Annotated in this window: 16 protein-coding genes and 1 tRNA gene; 12 read left to right on the forward strand and 5 right to left on the reverse strand. The window is 67.9% G+C overall.

Translation table 11 applies throughout. The annotated features are described in order from the left end of the window. Positions 1 to 40 precede the first annotated feature (40 nt). On the forward strand, positions 41 to 1,369 hold the full coding sequence (locus ACLARN_RS39460) for a BNR-4 repeat-containing protein (RefSeq protein ID WP_409496591.1): 1,329 nt from the start codon (positions 41 to 43) through the stop codon (positions 1,367 to 1,369). A 125-nt stretch (positions 1,370 to 1,494) separates the two neighbouring features. Further along, positions 1,495 to 1,665, forward strand: coding sequence for a hypothetical protein (locus ACLARN_RS39465; protein WP_409496592.1), 171 nt, complete (start codon positions 1,495 to 1,497; stop codon positions 1,663 to 1,665). Positions 1,666 to 1,878: 213 nt separating this feature from the next. Here the strand turns inward: ACLARN_RS39465 and ACLARN_RS39470 are convergent, their stop codons facing one another. Continuing rightward, complete coding sequence (locus tag ACLARN_RS39470) at positions 1,879 to 2,325, reverse strand: limonene-1,2-epoxide hydrolase family protein (RefSeq protein WP_409496593.1); 447 nt, start codon at positions 2,323 to 2,325, stop codon at positions 1,879 to 1,881. A 93-nt stretch (positions 2,326 to 2,418) separates the two neighbouring features. Between ACLARN_RS39470 and ACLARN_RS39475 the strand changes: the two genes are divergently transcribed. After that, positions 2,419 to 2,973 carry a DUF305 domain-containing protein gene (locus ACLARN_RS39475; protein WP_409496594.1) on the forward strand — a complete coding sequence of 185 codons (555 nt, stop codon included), beginning with the start codon at positions 2,419 to 2,421 and terminating at the stop codon, positions 2,971 to 2,973. Between the two features lie 42 nt (positions 2,974 to 3,015). Next, positions 3,016 to 3,103 (forward strand) — tRNA-Ser (locus ACLARN_RS39480). A 46-nt stretch (positions 3,104 to 3,149) separates the two neighbouring features. Here ACLARN_RS39480 and ACLARN_RS39485 read toward each other — a convergent pair. The 3 genes from ACLARN_RS39485 to ACLARN_RS39495 all read right to left on the reverse strand — a co-directional run bounded on the left by ACLARN_RS39485 (position 3,150) and on the right by ACLARN_RS39495 (position 4,400). Beyond that, positions 3,150 to 3,356 (reverse strand): CsbD family protein, encoded by a 207-nt coding sequence (locus ACLARN_RS39485; RefSeq protein WP_409496595.1) that lies wholly within the window; start codon positions 3,354 to 3,356, stop codon positions 3,150 to 3,152. Positions 3,357 to 3,441: 85 nt separating this feature from the next. Next, entirely contained in the window at positions 3,442 to 3,894 is a 453-nt protein-coding gene (locus tag ACLARN_RS39490; protein ID WP_409496637.1) for a nucleoside deaminase, read from the reverse strand. A gap of 23 nt (positions 3,895 to 3,917) precedes the next feature. After that, positions 3,918 to 4,400 carry a tRNA adenosine deaminase-associated protein gene (locus ACLARN_RS39495; RefSeq protein WP_207898780.1) on the reverse strand — a complete coding sequence of 161 codons (483 nt, stop codon included), beginning with the start codon at positions 4,398 to 4,400 and terminating at the stop codon, positions 3,918 to 3,920. A 76-nt stretch (positions 4,401 to 4,476) separates the two neighbouring features. Between ACLARN_RS39495 and ACLARN_RS39500 the strand changes: the two genes are divergently transcribed. Next, a complete protein-coding gene (locus ACLARN_RS39500) occupies positions 4,477 to 5,706 on the forward strand; it encodes a M20 family metallopeptidase (RefSeq protein WP_409496596.1) in 1,230 nt (409 codons plus the stop codon). 33 nt (positions 5,707 to 5,739) lie between these two features. Further along, on the forward strand, positions 5,740 to 6,210 hold the full coding sequence (locus ACLARN_RS39505; protein WP_409496597.1) for a heme-degrading domain-containing protein: 471 nt from the start codon (positions 5,740 to 5,742) through the stop codon (positions 6,208 to 6,210). Here the strand turns inward: ACLARN_RS39505 and ACLARN_RS39510 are convergent. Continuing rightward, positions 6,207 to 6,605: a hypothetical protein gene (locus ACLARN_RS39510; protein ID WP_409496598.1), complete on the reverse strand. Its 399-nt coding sequence runs from the start codon at positions 6,603 to 6,605 to the stop codon at positions 6,207 to 6,209. The two genes, ACLARN_RS39505 and ACLARN_RS39510, sit on opposite strands and share 4 nt — an antisense overlap. Before the next feature lie 309 nt (positions 6,606 to 6,914). Between ACLARN_RS39510 and ACLARN_RS39515 the strand changes: the two genes are divergently transcribed. The 6 genes from ACLARN_RS39515 (at position 6,915) to ACLARN_RS39540 (ending at position 11,813) form a co-directional block, all read left to right on the forward strand. Next, positions 6,915 to 7,838, forward strand: coding sequence for a dihydrodipicolinate synthase family protein (locus ACLARN_RS39515; protein WP_409496599.1), 924 nt, complete (start codon positions 6,915 to 6,917; stop codon positions 7,836 to 7,838). A gap of 453 nt (positions 7,839 to 8,291) precedes the next feature. Continuing rightward, entirely contained in the window at positions 8,292 to 9,320 is a 1,029-nt protein-coding gene (locus ACLARN_RS39520; RefSeq protein ID WP_409496600.1) for a fatty acid desaturase family protein, read from the forward strand. Further along, the gene (locus ACLARN_RS39525) at positions 9,317 to 9,496 is read left to right on the forward strand and encodes an RGCVC family protein (RefSeq protein WP_409496601.1); all 180 of its coding nucleotides are present in this window, start codon (positions 9,317 to 9,319) and stop codon (positions 9,494 to 9,496) included. The genes ACLARN_RS39520 and ACLARN_RS39525 overlap by 4 nt, the downstream gene beginning before the upstream one ends. Positions 9,497 to 9,505: 9 nt before the next feature. Continuing rightward, a complete protein-coding gene (locus ACLARN_RS39530) occupies positions 9,506 to 9,664 on the forward strand; it encodes a DUF6307 family protein (RefSeq protein WP_409496602.1) in 159 nt (52 codons plus the stop codon). A gap of 142 nt (positions 9,665 to 9,806) precedes the next feature. Further along, entirely contained in the window at positions 9,807 to 11,150 is a 1,344-nt protein-coding gene (gene lysA, locus ACLARN_RS39535; protein ID WP_409496603.1) for a diaminopimelate decarboxylase, read from the forward strand. A gap of 168 nt (positions 11,151 to 11,318) precedes the next feature. Then, positions 11,319 to 11,813 carry an Lrp/AsnC family transcriptional regulator gene (locus ACLARN_RS39540; protein WP_409496604.1) on the forward strand — a complete coding sequence of 165 codons (495 nt, stop codon included), beginning with the start codon at positions 11,319 to 11,321 and terminating at the stop codon, positions 11,811 to 11,813. The last annotated feature ends 61 nt before the right edge of the window (positions 11,814 to 11,874 follow it).

Genomic DNA, 11,874 nt, shown 5'->3' on the forward strand with positions numbered 1-11,874 from the left:
GATCAAGATCCGCCGCCTGCACACCCCAGGAGGCGTCTCCATGCGCGGACTTCTCTACGCGCTCATCCCCCTCATCACGGCGAGTCTCGTGACCCCCGCGGCCGCCAAGCCGCCGGACAAGGCCGCGTTCGAGGTGATGACCCCGGCGAGCACGGTCGCGTCCCGCACCGACCGGCGGCCGAACGCGGGCGGCACCTACGACCCGGTCGCGCGCAAGACCTTCATCTCGTGGTCCGGCAAGGCCGCGGACACCTACGTCCAGGCCTACGACCATCGCACCGGTGCCTGGACCGCGCCGAAGAAGATCGCCGACGGCGAGTCCGATCCGCACAACTACCCGACGCTGCTGCTCGCCGGTGACGGCCACCTGCTGATCTTCCGCGGCATGCACAACACGCGCACCGTGATCAGCCGCGCGCCGCTCGCTCACTCGCTGGAGGGCACCTGGACCGACACCGAGGTCCCCGCGGGTGACTCGGCGAGCTACCCGATGCCCGTCAAGACCGTCGACGGCACGTTGTTCATGTTCTACCGCGAGACGACCAACGAACTCGATCCCACGGCGAACTCCGACTTCCGCCCGATGAAGTACATCGTGTCCCGTGACGACGGGAAGACGTGGAAGAACTCCGTGCGGCTGACCGGGAAGCAGTGGGCGTTCGGCTCGCTGGGCCGGGCCGACCACATGGACGAGATCTACGTCGGCCAGCTCCGTTACCTGCCGTCGTCCGGGCGGATCCAGTTCGTCTACACGCTCGCGGGCGGCGGGCCGGCGCAGCACAAACACGACGTCTACCACCGGAACGTCTACTACCTGTCGTTCGACGTCCGTACCCTGCGTTTCTTCTCCGCGGCGGGCCACGACCTCGGCACCCAGGTCGACGACGCCGAGCAGGAGCGGTACCTCAAGGTCGTCGAAACCCCGCTCGAACTCCCCGGCGGGCTCAAGTCGCCGGACTACATCCTCCAGGTCGGCACACAACGCGACGGAAAGCCGTTCGTCACCTGGTTCCAGTTCGACGCCGCGGGCTCGCCGCGCGATTTCGCGGGTGCGTGGAACGGCCGGAACTGGGAAGTGCGCGAAGTCGCGAATGGACTCCGATTGCGCGAGATCGAACCGCTCAATGGCGGTACTTGGCGCGTTTACGGAACCCGGGACGGGCAACCGAACATCGAAACGTTCTTGCTCGAGAACGGACGCGTCTGGAAGCCGGAAACCTTGATCACCACACCGAAACCGGTCCAGCGCGTCGAAGTGATCACCGGTTTCCGGGACCCCGCCCGCATTTTGGCGACCGGCGCGTCCAGTGCGCGTGACGTCTCCGTGGCCGACGGTGACATTTATGTCGCGGGGACGCCGCGCAAATAGACCATTCGAGTTTCCCTGCCTTAAATGAACCTCAAGTCCGGGTACAACCCGGCATTTCCGGAGTTACCTTTGGCGACGTGAGCGAGGACACAAATCCTCCCTCACGTCGCCGGAGGAGGTGTCCCATGGGCTGGCTCATCGCGGGTACGGCACTGGTCCTGCTGCTGGGGATCGCACTGGCGGTCGATCTGCGCGACCGGAAACGCGGCGGCCGTCCGATGGCCCACTTCAGCGGAGCGCGGCTCGACACCGTGCTGCGGGAGGCCGACCTCGGCGATCGGCACATGACCTTCTGACGCTCACCGGGGAGGGTGAGCGGGGGGAACTGGGGGCGCACCGCCGGTGCACGGGACCCGTCGGGGGAGGACGGAGCCCGTACACCGGCGGTGCGTCATTTCCGGGGCCCGTGCCGCAAGTAGTCCTCTACTCGCGGGCGGGCACGGGTGTCGCGAAAGCCACTTTCGCGACGTCTGATGTCCCGAAAGTGGCTTTCGCGACACGGCCCGTGCTCAGCGCTCCAGCTCTTGCCGCGCCCGGTACTTGCCGATGAGCGACTTCGCCCCGGCGACGGCGGCCTTGCCCGCCCCCTTCGCACTCGCGGCCAGGAACGTCGTCCAGTCGAAGTAGTCGCGCCACAACACGATCCGGCCGTCGCGTACTTCGAACGTGCCGCACACCCAGAACTCGGCCTCCCACGAACCGCGCCGCAGGACGTCGGTGCGTTCAGTGAGCACGATCGGCCCGTCGGCGGCGATGTGGTGGGTGCGTGCCTCGAACCCGCTGCCGTAGCGAGCCAGGGTGCGCAACTGCTTCTCCACCGCCGAGAGGCCGCGAGCCGGGGGAAGCGGGACGTTCTGGTAGACGATGTCGATCGCCACGAAGCTCAGCGCGCGGTCGATGTCGAGCTCTTCGAGAGCCTGAAGGAAACCGGTCACCACGGTCTTCGGATCCGTCATGCCCACCGAGGCTAATCCGTTTTTGAACCGGCGGAAGGTCACAGCCGTATCACAAGGCGGAGGGGCCGGTTCCCCACGACTACGGAGGTATCGATGCGACGGCGACTGCCGATGGCATTGCTCGGGCTGCTCGCCTGGGTGCTCGCGGGCTGCTCGACAGCGACGAGCGCCGCGCCGGCGGCCCAGGGCGCCCCGGGCGCCAGCCAGGCCGACATCACGTTCTCCCAGCAGATGGTCCCGCATCACCAGCAGTCGATCCAGGTCGCGAACCTGGCTTCGGAACGGTCGGCGTCCGAATTCGTGAAGGCCACCGCGGCCAAGATCATCAAGGCCGAGTCGGCCGAGGTCCAGACGATGACCGGCTGGCTCCAGTCATGGAACGCGGCCGTGCTCCCCGCGGCGGGCCACGCCGGGCACTCGATGCCGGGGATGATCACCTCGGGGCAGGTCGCCTCGCTGCAGAACCTGACCGGCGCCGAGTTCGACAAGACGTGGCTCCCGCTGATGGCCGAGCACCTGCGCAACGGCGTCGCGATGGCCAAAACCGTGCTGTCGTCGGGCGAACACGCCGAGACCAAGGCGCTGGCACAGGAGATCGTCGAGAACCAGACGGCGGCGATCGACGAGATCACCGCGCAGCTTCCTTGACCCCCTGAAGACCCTCCGACGCCCTCCGGTATTGTTCTCGGCGGTGGCGTGTCCGAGCGGCCGAAGGAGCACGACTCGAAATCGTGTGACGGCTAATAACCGTCCGTGGGTTCAAATCCCACCGCCACCGCAGCGAAGAGCCGGTCTCCACGGAGACCGGCTCTTCTGCGTGATGCCTACTTGTTGAACTTGTCCTTGAGGCCCTGCACGGAACCCTCGGCGCGGTCGCGCAGGTCGTGTCCGGCCTCCTTGGCCTCGCCCTCGGTCTGGTCGGCCCGGCCCGAGTTCGCCATGTCTTCGTTGCCGGTCTTCTCGCCGAGCTTCTCCTTGGCGGCGCCGATGGCCTGTTCGGCTTTGTCCTTCGCCTTGTCGAAAACGCTCATGGCGGACGTTCCTCCTTAGCCTGGCGGCCACCGTCTGCGGCCGCCTGCCCTGGGAATACCCGGGGAACACGGCGTGACACATATGTCACCCGGTGCGGTTACCCCGTTGCCCGTGGAAGAAGTCTTCGAGCAGGGCCGCGCACTCGGCCTCCAGCACGCCGCCGACGACCTCCGCGCGGTGACTGAGCCGCCGGTCGCGGACGACGTCCCACAGCGACCCCACGGCACCGGTCTTGGGCTCCCAGGCGCCGAAGACGAGCTTCGCGACCCTGGCCATCACCAGCGCCCCCGCGCACATCGTGCACGGCTCCAGCGTCACCGCGAGCGTGCAGCCTTCGAGCCGCCAGCCGTCGCCGTAGATCTCGGACGCGGCCCGCAGCGCGAGGATCTCCGCGTGCGCCGTCGGGTCCCCGAGTTCTTCGCGGGCGTTGCGCGCGGAGGCGAGCAGGGCCCCGTCCGGTGCCAGGACGACGGCGCCGATCGGCACGTCGTCGCCCGCGCCCCGCGCCGCTTCGATCGCCGCCAGGACGGCGGCGATGTCGGCGGCGGAGGCGGAGGGGCTCAGATCTCGTCCAGGATCTTGGCGAACTCGGCGGCGAATCCGCACCGCTGCGCGACCATCTGGAGTTGTTCGTCCGGATAGAGGTCGACCTCGCCGACGATCACCTCGAGTTCGGCACCCGGCAGTCCGAGATCGGTGAGGATCTCCAGGTCGCCTTCTGGCCAGACCGCGTCGTCGTCCTCGTCCGGCGGGTCGACTCTCAGCACGTCGAGGACGTCGGCGGCGATGTCGTAGTCGAGTGCCGCGGCGGCGTCGGACAGCAGCAGCGAGGGACCTCTGGGACTCGGCCGGACGATCACGAAGAACTCGTCGTCGATCGCCAGCAGGCCGAACGCGGCACCCGTCGAACGCAGTTTCCCCAGCTCGGTGATCGCAGCGTCGAGTTCGGCGAGCGCCCCTGGATCAAGAGAGCTGCACCGCCACCGACCGTCCTCCCGCACCACGGCCACCGCGAACCCCGTGATCGGCTCTTGCACCGCCATGCGCACACCGTATTCCGCCCGCATTCGGAACGCACGCACGGTGCGCCCGAAGCGCCGCATGCGCCACTATCGAGACATGACCGGACCCACCGACCTGCCCACCCTCCCCGATGCGCGCTTCGCCGGTTTGCTGGCCGAAGCCCGCGCGCTCCAAACGAAAACCGTAAAGCTCCGCCGAGAGATCCATCGGAATCCGGAGATCGGCCTCCACCTGCCGAAAACCCAGGCCTCGATCAAAGCGGCCCTCGAAGACCTCCCACTGGAGATCACCGAGGGCAAAACGACCACGTCGCTGACCGCCGTCCTCAGGGGCGGGAAGCCGGGCCCGGCGATCCTGCTCCGCGGCGACATGGACGCGCTGCCGCTCCATGAGGACACCGGCCTCGACTTCTCCTCCGACGACGACGGCGCGATGCACGCCTGCGGGCACGACACCCACGTCGCGATGCTGGCGTCGGCGGCGCGGCTGCTCAGCGAGCACGCCGACGAGCTGGCCGGGTCGATCGTGTTCATGTTCCAGCCCGGCGAGGAAGGCGAGCACGGCGCGCGCCACATGATCCACGAGGGCGTGCTCGACGCTGCGGGTGAACGCGTCGAAAAGGCGTTCGGCCTGCACATCTTCACCCAGGTCGCGTCCGGCATCGTGCAGACGCGGCCGGGGCCGATCATGGCGTCGGCGAACAGCTTCCACGTGAAGGTCACCGGCCGGGGCGGCCACGGTTCGGCGCCGCATCAGGCGATCGACCCGGTGCCCGCGGCGGCGGCGATCGTCACCGCGTTGCAGACGATGGTGACCCGCAAGGTCAGCGTGTTCGAGCCCGCGGTGGTCTCGGTCACCCGCATCGAGACGGGGACGACGACGAACATCATCCCGGAGACGGCGTTCCTGGAGGGCACGATCCGCACGCTGTCCGAGCGGACGCTGGCGTTCGTGCGCGAGGAACTGCCGAAGGTGTGCGAGGCGGTCGGTGCCGCGCACGGCGTCCGGGTGAGCGCCGAAGTCGTCGCCGGCTACCCGGTCACGGTCAACGACCCGCGGGTCGCGGCCCGGGTACTGGAGCTGGCGGCCGAGGTCCTCGGCGCGGGCAACGCCGAGACGATGGAGAACCCGGTGATGGGCGCGGAGGACTTCTCCTATGTCCTGCAACGCGTTCCGGGTGCTTTCGCGTTCCTCGGCGCCTGCCCGCCCGACGCCGACCTGGCCACGGTGGAGGCGAACCACTCGAACCGGGTGGTCTTCGACGAGGACGCGATGGCGAACGGCGTCGCGATGTACGCCGCCTTCGCCTTGGACGCACTGCGGTAGCCATTACACAACAGTGTTGATTTAATGGGTGCCATGAACGATGACACCCTGGCCGCCCTGGCCGCACAGGAGGAGCGCCTGGTCTTCCGCCGGTTCGACAACGAAACCGCGCTGGAGCTGGGCGCCCACCTGCTCGCGGCGGCACGGGACCGCGCCCTTCCGGTGACGATCTCCGTGCGCCGCGGCGGGCAGCGGCTGTTCCACGCGGCGCTGCCGGGCACTTCGGCCGACAACGACGCGTGGATCGACCGCAAGAGCCGCGTCGTCGACCGCTACGGGCACAGCTCGTTCCTCGTCGGCGAGCGATTCCGCGCCAAGGGCACGACGTTCGAGGCCGATTCCCGCCTTGATCCGGATCTGTACGCCGCGCACGGCGGCGTGTTCCCGGTGATCGTCGACGGCGTGGGTCCCGTGGGCACGGTGGGCGTGTCGGGACTACCCCAGGCCGACGACCACGCGTTCGTCGTCGAGCAACTGGAAGCCTTCCTCGCCACACTGTCCTAAGTGGACGTCGGGCTTCGACCGAGGCGCAAAGTGAGGAAGGCGGCGTTGGGCGAGAGGGTCACGTAGTCGACCTGATACTTGCCGAGCGTTTTCCGCCGTGGGTCGACCGCGTCCATCGTGAACGACACCCTCGGGCCGATCGACGGTTTGGCGCAGGAGATCGTCACGATCGCGCGCCCGGCGGACACGCACAGGGCATCCGGCGCGCATCGTTCGTCCCGCACCGCGAGGTAGCCGAGGTAGAGGTCTTCGTCCGGGAGCACGATCCAGGCGCCGAGGCGGACCGTGAACGAGTCGCCCAGCGCCGGCGGGCCGCACGAGGCGTTCAGGAACACGATCACCAAGCCGAAGAGGAACAGTTTCGCCGGGGTGCCCCAGAGCCATCGTCTTCGCATGTGGGGAAGACGTGCGGAACGTGACGGCGGGTTGCACCCGCCGCAAGGCCCACACCAGCCCGCCCCCGTGTCGCGAAAGCCACTTCCGGGACGTCTGATGTCCTGAAAGTGGCTTTCGCGACACGGCCGCTGGACATCACGGACCGAACCTGCGATCAATCGCGCCCGCCGTAGGCACCTAAGACACGGTTGGCCCGAACCCGAATCGCCACTCACGACCCACCGGACCACTGCCCCAACCTTCAGGACGCACGACCCATCACCCTCGCCATGCTAACGTGAGACGTCACATCATATATCAGATCGGACATGCCAGTGGCCAACCTTTCCCCGTTCGACGAGCTGAAACGGCGACTGTCCGGGGTCGTGGCCATCCCGGTGACCCCGTTCGACGCCGACGGCGCCGTCGATACGGAGACGTACGCGAAACTGGTGGACCGGTTGCTCACCGGCGGCATCGACCTCGTGACACCGAACGGGAACACCGGCGAGTTCTACGCGCTGGACGAGGCCGAGGCGCGACAGTGCCTCGAAGTGACGGTCAAGACCGCGGCCGGGCGGGCGAGGGTGATCGCCGGCGTCGGGCACGACGTCGCCACGGCGATCCGCGCGGCGCGGCACGCTCGGGAGACGGGCGCGGATCTGATCATGATCCACCAGCCGGTGCACCCGTACGTCTCGGCGGCGGGCTGGGTCGAGTACCACCGTGCCATCGCGGCCGCGGTCCCGGAGCTGGGTGTCGTGCTGTACGTGCGCGACCCGCTGATCGACGGCGGGCGGCTGACCCGGCTCGCCGACGCCGCCCCGAACGTCATCGGCGTGAAGTACGCGGTGCCGGATCCGGTGCGGTTCGCCTCGGTGGCGCGGGACGCGGTGTTCGATCGGTTCGCGTGGATCGCCGGGCTGGCGGAGCTGTCCGCGCCGGGCTACTTCGCCGTGGGCGCGACCGGGTTCACGTCGGGACTGGTGAACGTCGACCCGTCGATCTCGCTGAAGATGTTCCGTTCGTTGCGGGACGGAGACTTCCGTGCGGCGATGACGATCTGGGAGCGCGTCCGGCCCTTCGAAGAGGCTCGGGCCGCGGACGGCAACGCCAACAATGTGAGCGTGGTGAAGGAAGCGTTGGCACAGCTGGGTTTGTGTCGTCCGGACGTCCGGCCGCCGAGTCACCCGCTGACCGGCGAAGAACGCGAAAAAGTCGCCGGAATTCTCAGGAATTGGGGCCTGCGTTAAAGAATTTTCTGGCCGTATGCGCGCCCGCCAAGGGTGGGCGCGCATACGGCGACAGGTCAGAGGTCGTGGCCATCGACGATCGCGGCTTGGCCCTTATGGGCGCCTCGGGGCGCGCCATGCGGCGCGGCGGGCGGCTGCTCACCGGTCAGAGCCGGCGGGACCATGAACGCGAGGGAAACGATGTCTGGCCGGTGCTCCTGTCCCCGGTCGAACCTCGCGACCGGACGGAACCGGGGGAAGTTTCCCTCGATGTCCTTGACTGTACGCCATATCGTGCTGTTTCGGTGAATTGCTTCCGCCCGGCGGACGTGGGACGCTGAAAGAAGACCACGGAGCGTCCGTGGCGTGTTGTGGTACCAGTGCCCCTTCTTGGCCGAACCAGACCCCTTCGGTGTTTTTGAACCCGTTGCTGGATTGCCCACTTTCACGAGAACCAGAACGGTGTGATCTCCCATGACCTCCACACAGACGAGGCAGGGCAGCGACTTCGCCGAACTGTCCAAATTGGTCATTGATGCCGGCCTGCTCAAACGCAGGCGCGCGTACTACGCGGTGAAGATCTCCTTGAACCTGCTCGCCTTCGCGGGCGGCTGGGTGGCGTTCGTGCACCTCGGGGACTCCTGGTGGCAGCTGTTCCTCGCCGCCTTCTTCGCGATGATGTTCACCCAGCTCTCCTTCATCGGCCACGACGCCGGGCACAAGCAGATCTTCCGCGGCCGCAAGGCGAACGACGTCACCGGATTCGTCCACGGTGGACTGACCGGGCTCAGCTACGGCTGGTGGATCGGGACGCACAACCGCCACCACGCCAACCCCAACCACGAGGACGAAGACCCGGACGTCAACCTCGCCGCCCTGATCTTCACCAAGGCACAGGGCACCGAACGGCGCGGCTTCCTGCGCTGGATGGCGAAGTACCAGGCGTTCCTGTTCTTCCCGCTGCTGTTGCTGGAAGGCCTGAACCTGCACGCGTCGAGCGTGACGGCGATCTTCCAGCGCGGTTTCAAGCGGCGGAAACTCGAATCCGCGCTGATGCTCGCCCACATCGCCGCGTACCTGACCGCGGTGTTCGTGGTGCTTTCGCCCGGTGTCGGCTTCGTCTTCATCGCCGTGCACCAATGCCTTTGGGGTGTGTACATGGGCTGCTCGTTCGCCCCGAACCACAAGGGCATGCCCACGCTGTCGGCCGGGCACAAGCTCGACTTCCTGCGCAAGCAGGTCCTCACCTCGCGCAACGTGCGCGGCGGGCCGGTCGTGGACTTCGCCCTCGGCGGGCTCAACTACCAGATCGAGCACCACCTGTTCCCGAGCATGGCGCGGCCGAACCTCAAGCACGCGCAGGTGATCGTGCGGGAGTTCTGCGCGAAGCACGGCATCGACTACGCGCAGTGCGGCTGGGCGGCGTCCTACGGCTACGTCCTCAGGCATCTGCACGAAGTCGGCGCCCCCTTGCGCGCCCAAGCGACGGTGGGTGCGCGATGACCGCCTCCCGCTCCCTCGGCGACGTCGCCGAGCCCGCCGCCGACGACCGCTGCCCGAACTGCCCGCATCCGCTGTCGGCGCACGACGCGATCGCCCGGCGGTTCTGCACCGCGACCGCGGCCGGCGGGTTCAGCCGCGGTTGCACCTGCGCCACGAAACCCGAAACAACCGAATAGAGGATCGCCATGAACGCCGATACCGTCCCCGTCTCCCGCTACGAGATCCGGGTCGACACCGTGAAGAAGATCGTCAACGAGCACACCGACCTCACCAACGAGGCGGCGTTCTCCCTCGCCGTGCACATGGTGCGGGCGCTCGACACCGTCCCGGAGTCCGTCCGCTAGGAGCGTGACCGGGGTTACCCGTGCGTTAACAACACGTCAGCGAGACCGCTGAAGGCGTCAGGGAGATGTTGGCGGAGCGGCCGGGCCGGACCGATCGGCGTTGTGCTGAGGAGAGCACTGACCGATCGACGCGGAGGTAACCGTGACGCTCAGCGAGCTCCTGCCCAGCCTCGGCTGCGAGGCCGCCGACCACCTCGAGCCGGGGGTCTGGCCGCGGAGCACCCGGCTCGGTCCCGGCGGGGAGCTGCTGTTCGCCGGTGCGCCGGTGTCCCACCTCGCCGCGAGGTTCGGGACACCGGCGTATCTGCTTGACGAGGACGAAGTCCGGCAGAACGCCCGCGCATACCGCCGGGCCCTGCCCGACGCCGAAGTGGCCTACGCGAGCAAGGCGCTGTGCACCCGCGCGGTCCTGCGCTGGGTCGCCGAGGAAGGGCTTTCCCTCGACACCTGCTCGGCCGGCGAGATCGCCGTTGCCCGCTCGGTCGGTTTCCCCGCCGAGCGGATCCTGCTGCACGGCAACGCGAAGACCCCCGAAGACCTCAAGGCCGCGCTGTCCTACGGCGTCCGCCGGATCGTGGTGGACTCACTCGACGAGATCGAGCAGCTCGGCGCGCTCGCCACCGGCGCGCAGCAGGTGCTGATCCGGGTGACGCCGGACGTCGCCGCCGGCACGCACGCGGCCATCACCACCGGCACCGAAGGCCAGAAATTCGGGTTCTCACTACGTGAAGAGGTCCGCGACAACCTCGACCGGGCGGTCTCCGCCGTGCTCGCGCAACCGGGGCTCCGCCTCGCCGGACTGCACTGCCACATCGGCTCGCAGGTGTCCCGTGTGGACTTCTACGAACTGGCCGCCCGCAAGATGGTCGGGGAACTCGTCCGGCTCCGGGACACCCACGGCGTCACCCTGCGGGAACTGGACCTCGGCGGCGGGCACGCCGTCCGCTATCTGCCGGGCGACACCGGTTTCGACATCGACGGCTACGTGCGCCGCCTGCGGGTCGCGCTCGCCTACGAATGCACGTCGCACGCCTTCCCCCTGCCGAAACTGACGATCGAGCCGGGCCGGGCGATCGTCGGACCGGCGGGGATCACCGTGTACCGGGTCTGCGCGGTGAAACGCGGCTCGCGTACCTTCGTCGCGGTCGACGGCGGGATGAGCGACAACGCGCGGCCCGCGCTCTACGGGGCGGCGTACACCGCGCGCCTGGTCGGCAGGCGCAGCCGCGCGGCCCGGCGGCCGGTGACGGTGGTCGGACGGCACTGCGAATCGGGTGACGTCCTCGCCGACGGGCTCGCGCTCCCCGACGACGTCCACCCCGGCGATCTGCTCGCCGTCCCCTGCACCGGCGCCTACCACCACTCACTCGCCTCGAATTACAACCTCGTCGGCAGGCCGCCGATCGTCGGCATCTCAGGCGGTACCGCGACCTTGCTCGTCCGGCGTGAAACCGAGGAAGACCTGCTGAAACGCGATCTCGGCTGACGCGCTGTCCGAAAAACCCGGCAGTCCCCCTGTCGCACGACAGAATCCTGTGCACGAGGACGCCGGGAAAGAGAATCGCGACAAACAACTTAACGGCGGTAGCATTCTGGACATTGATCGATACGCTGCGCGACAAGAATCGCATGCCGAAACAAAGGGAGGGACGGCATGGGTGACGAACCACGCGCGCAGATGGAGCAGCGCACACCTAGAGGTCTGGACAACACCGATCGCACTCTGATCGCCCTGCTACAAGTCGACGGGCGGGCTTCGTTCACGGCGCTGGCCAAGGCCGTCGGCCTGTCGGAAGGGGCCGTGCGGCAACGCGTCCAGCGGCTGCTGCGGGACGAGACGATGCAGATCGTCGCGGTCACGGATCCGACCAACGTCGGCCTCGGCCGTCAGGCGATGGTCGGAGTCAAGGTCCAGGGCGATCCGCGTTCGGTCTCGGATCAGCTTTCAGGGCTGCCGGACGTCCATTACGTCGTACTCACCGCGGGCACCTACGACCTTCTGGCCGAGGTCGCCTGCCGGGACGACGAACACCTCTTGAGTGTGCTGAACGATGACATCCGGCCCATCCCGGGTGTCATCAGCACAGAAACCTTGGTGTATCTGAAACTCGCAAAACAGACATATGCCTGGGGCAACCTGACGCGGTGAACCCGCGGCCCAGTGCAATGAACGGCCCGTTACTTGCGAAATTTGCCAGTAACGGGCCGTT

The sequence above is a fragment of the Amycolatopsis sp. cmx-11-12 genome, assembly GCF_046269425.1.
Classification (GTDB): domain Bacteria; phylum Actinomycetota; class Actinomycetes; order Mycobacteriales; family Pseudonocardiaceae; genus Amycolatopsis.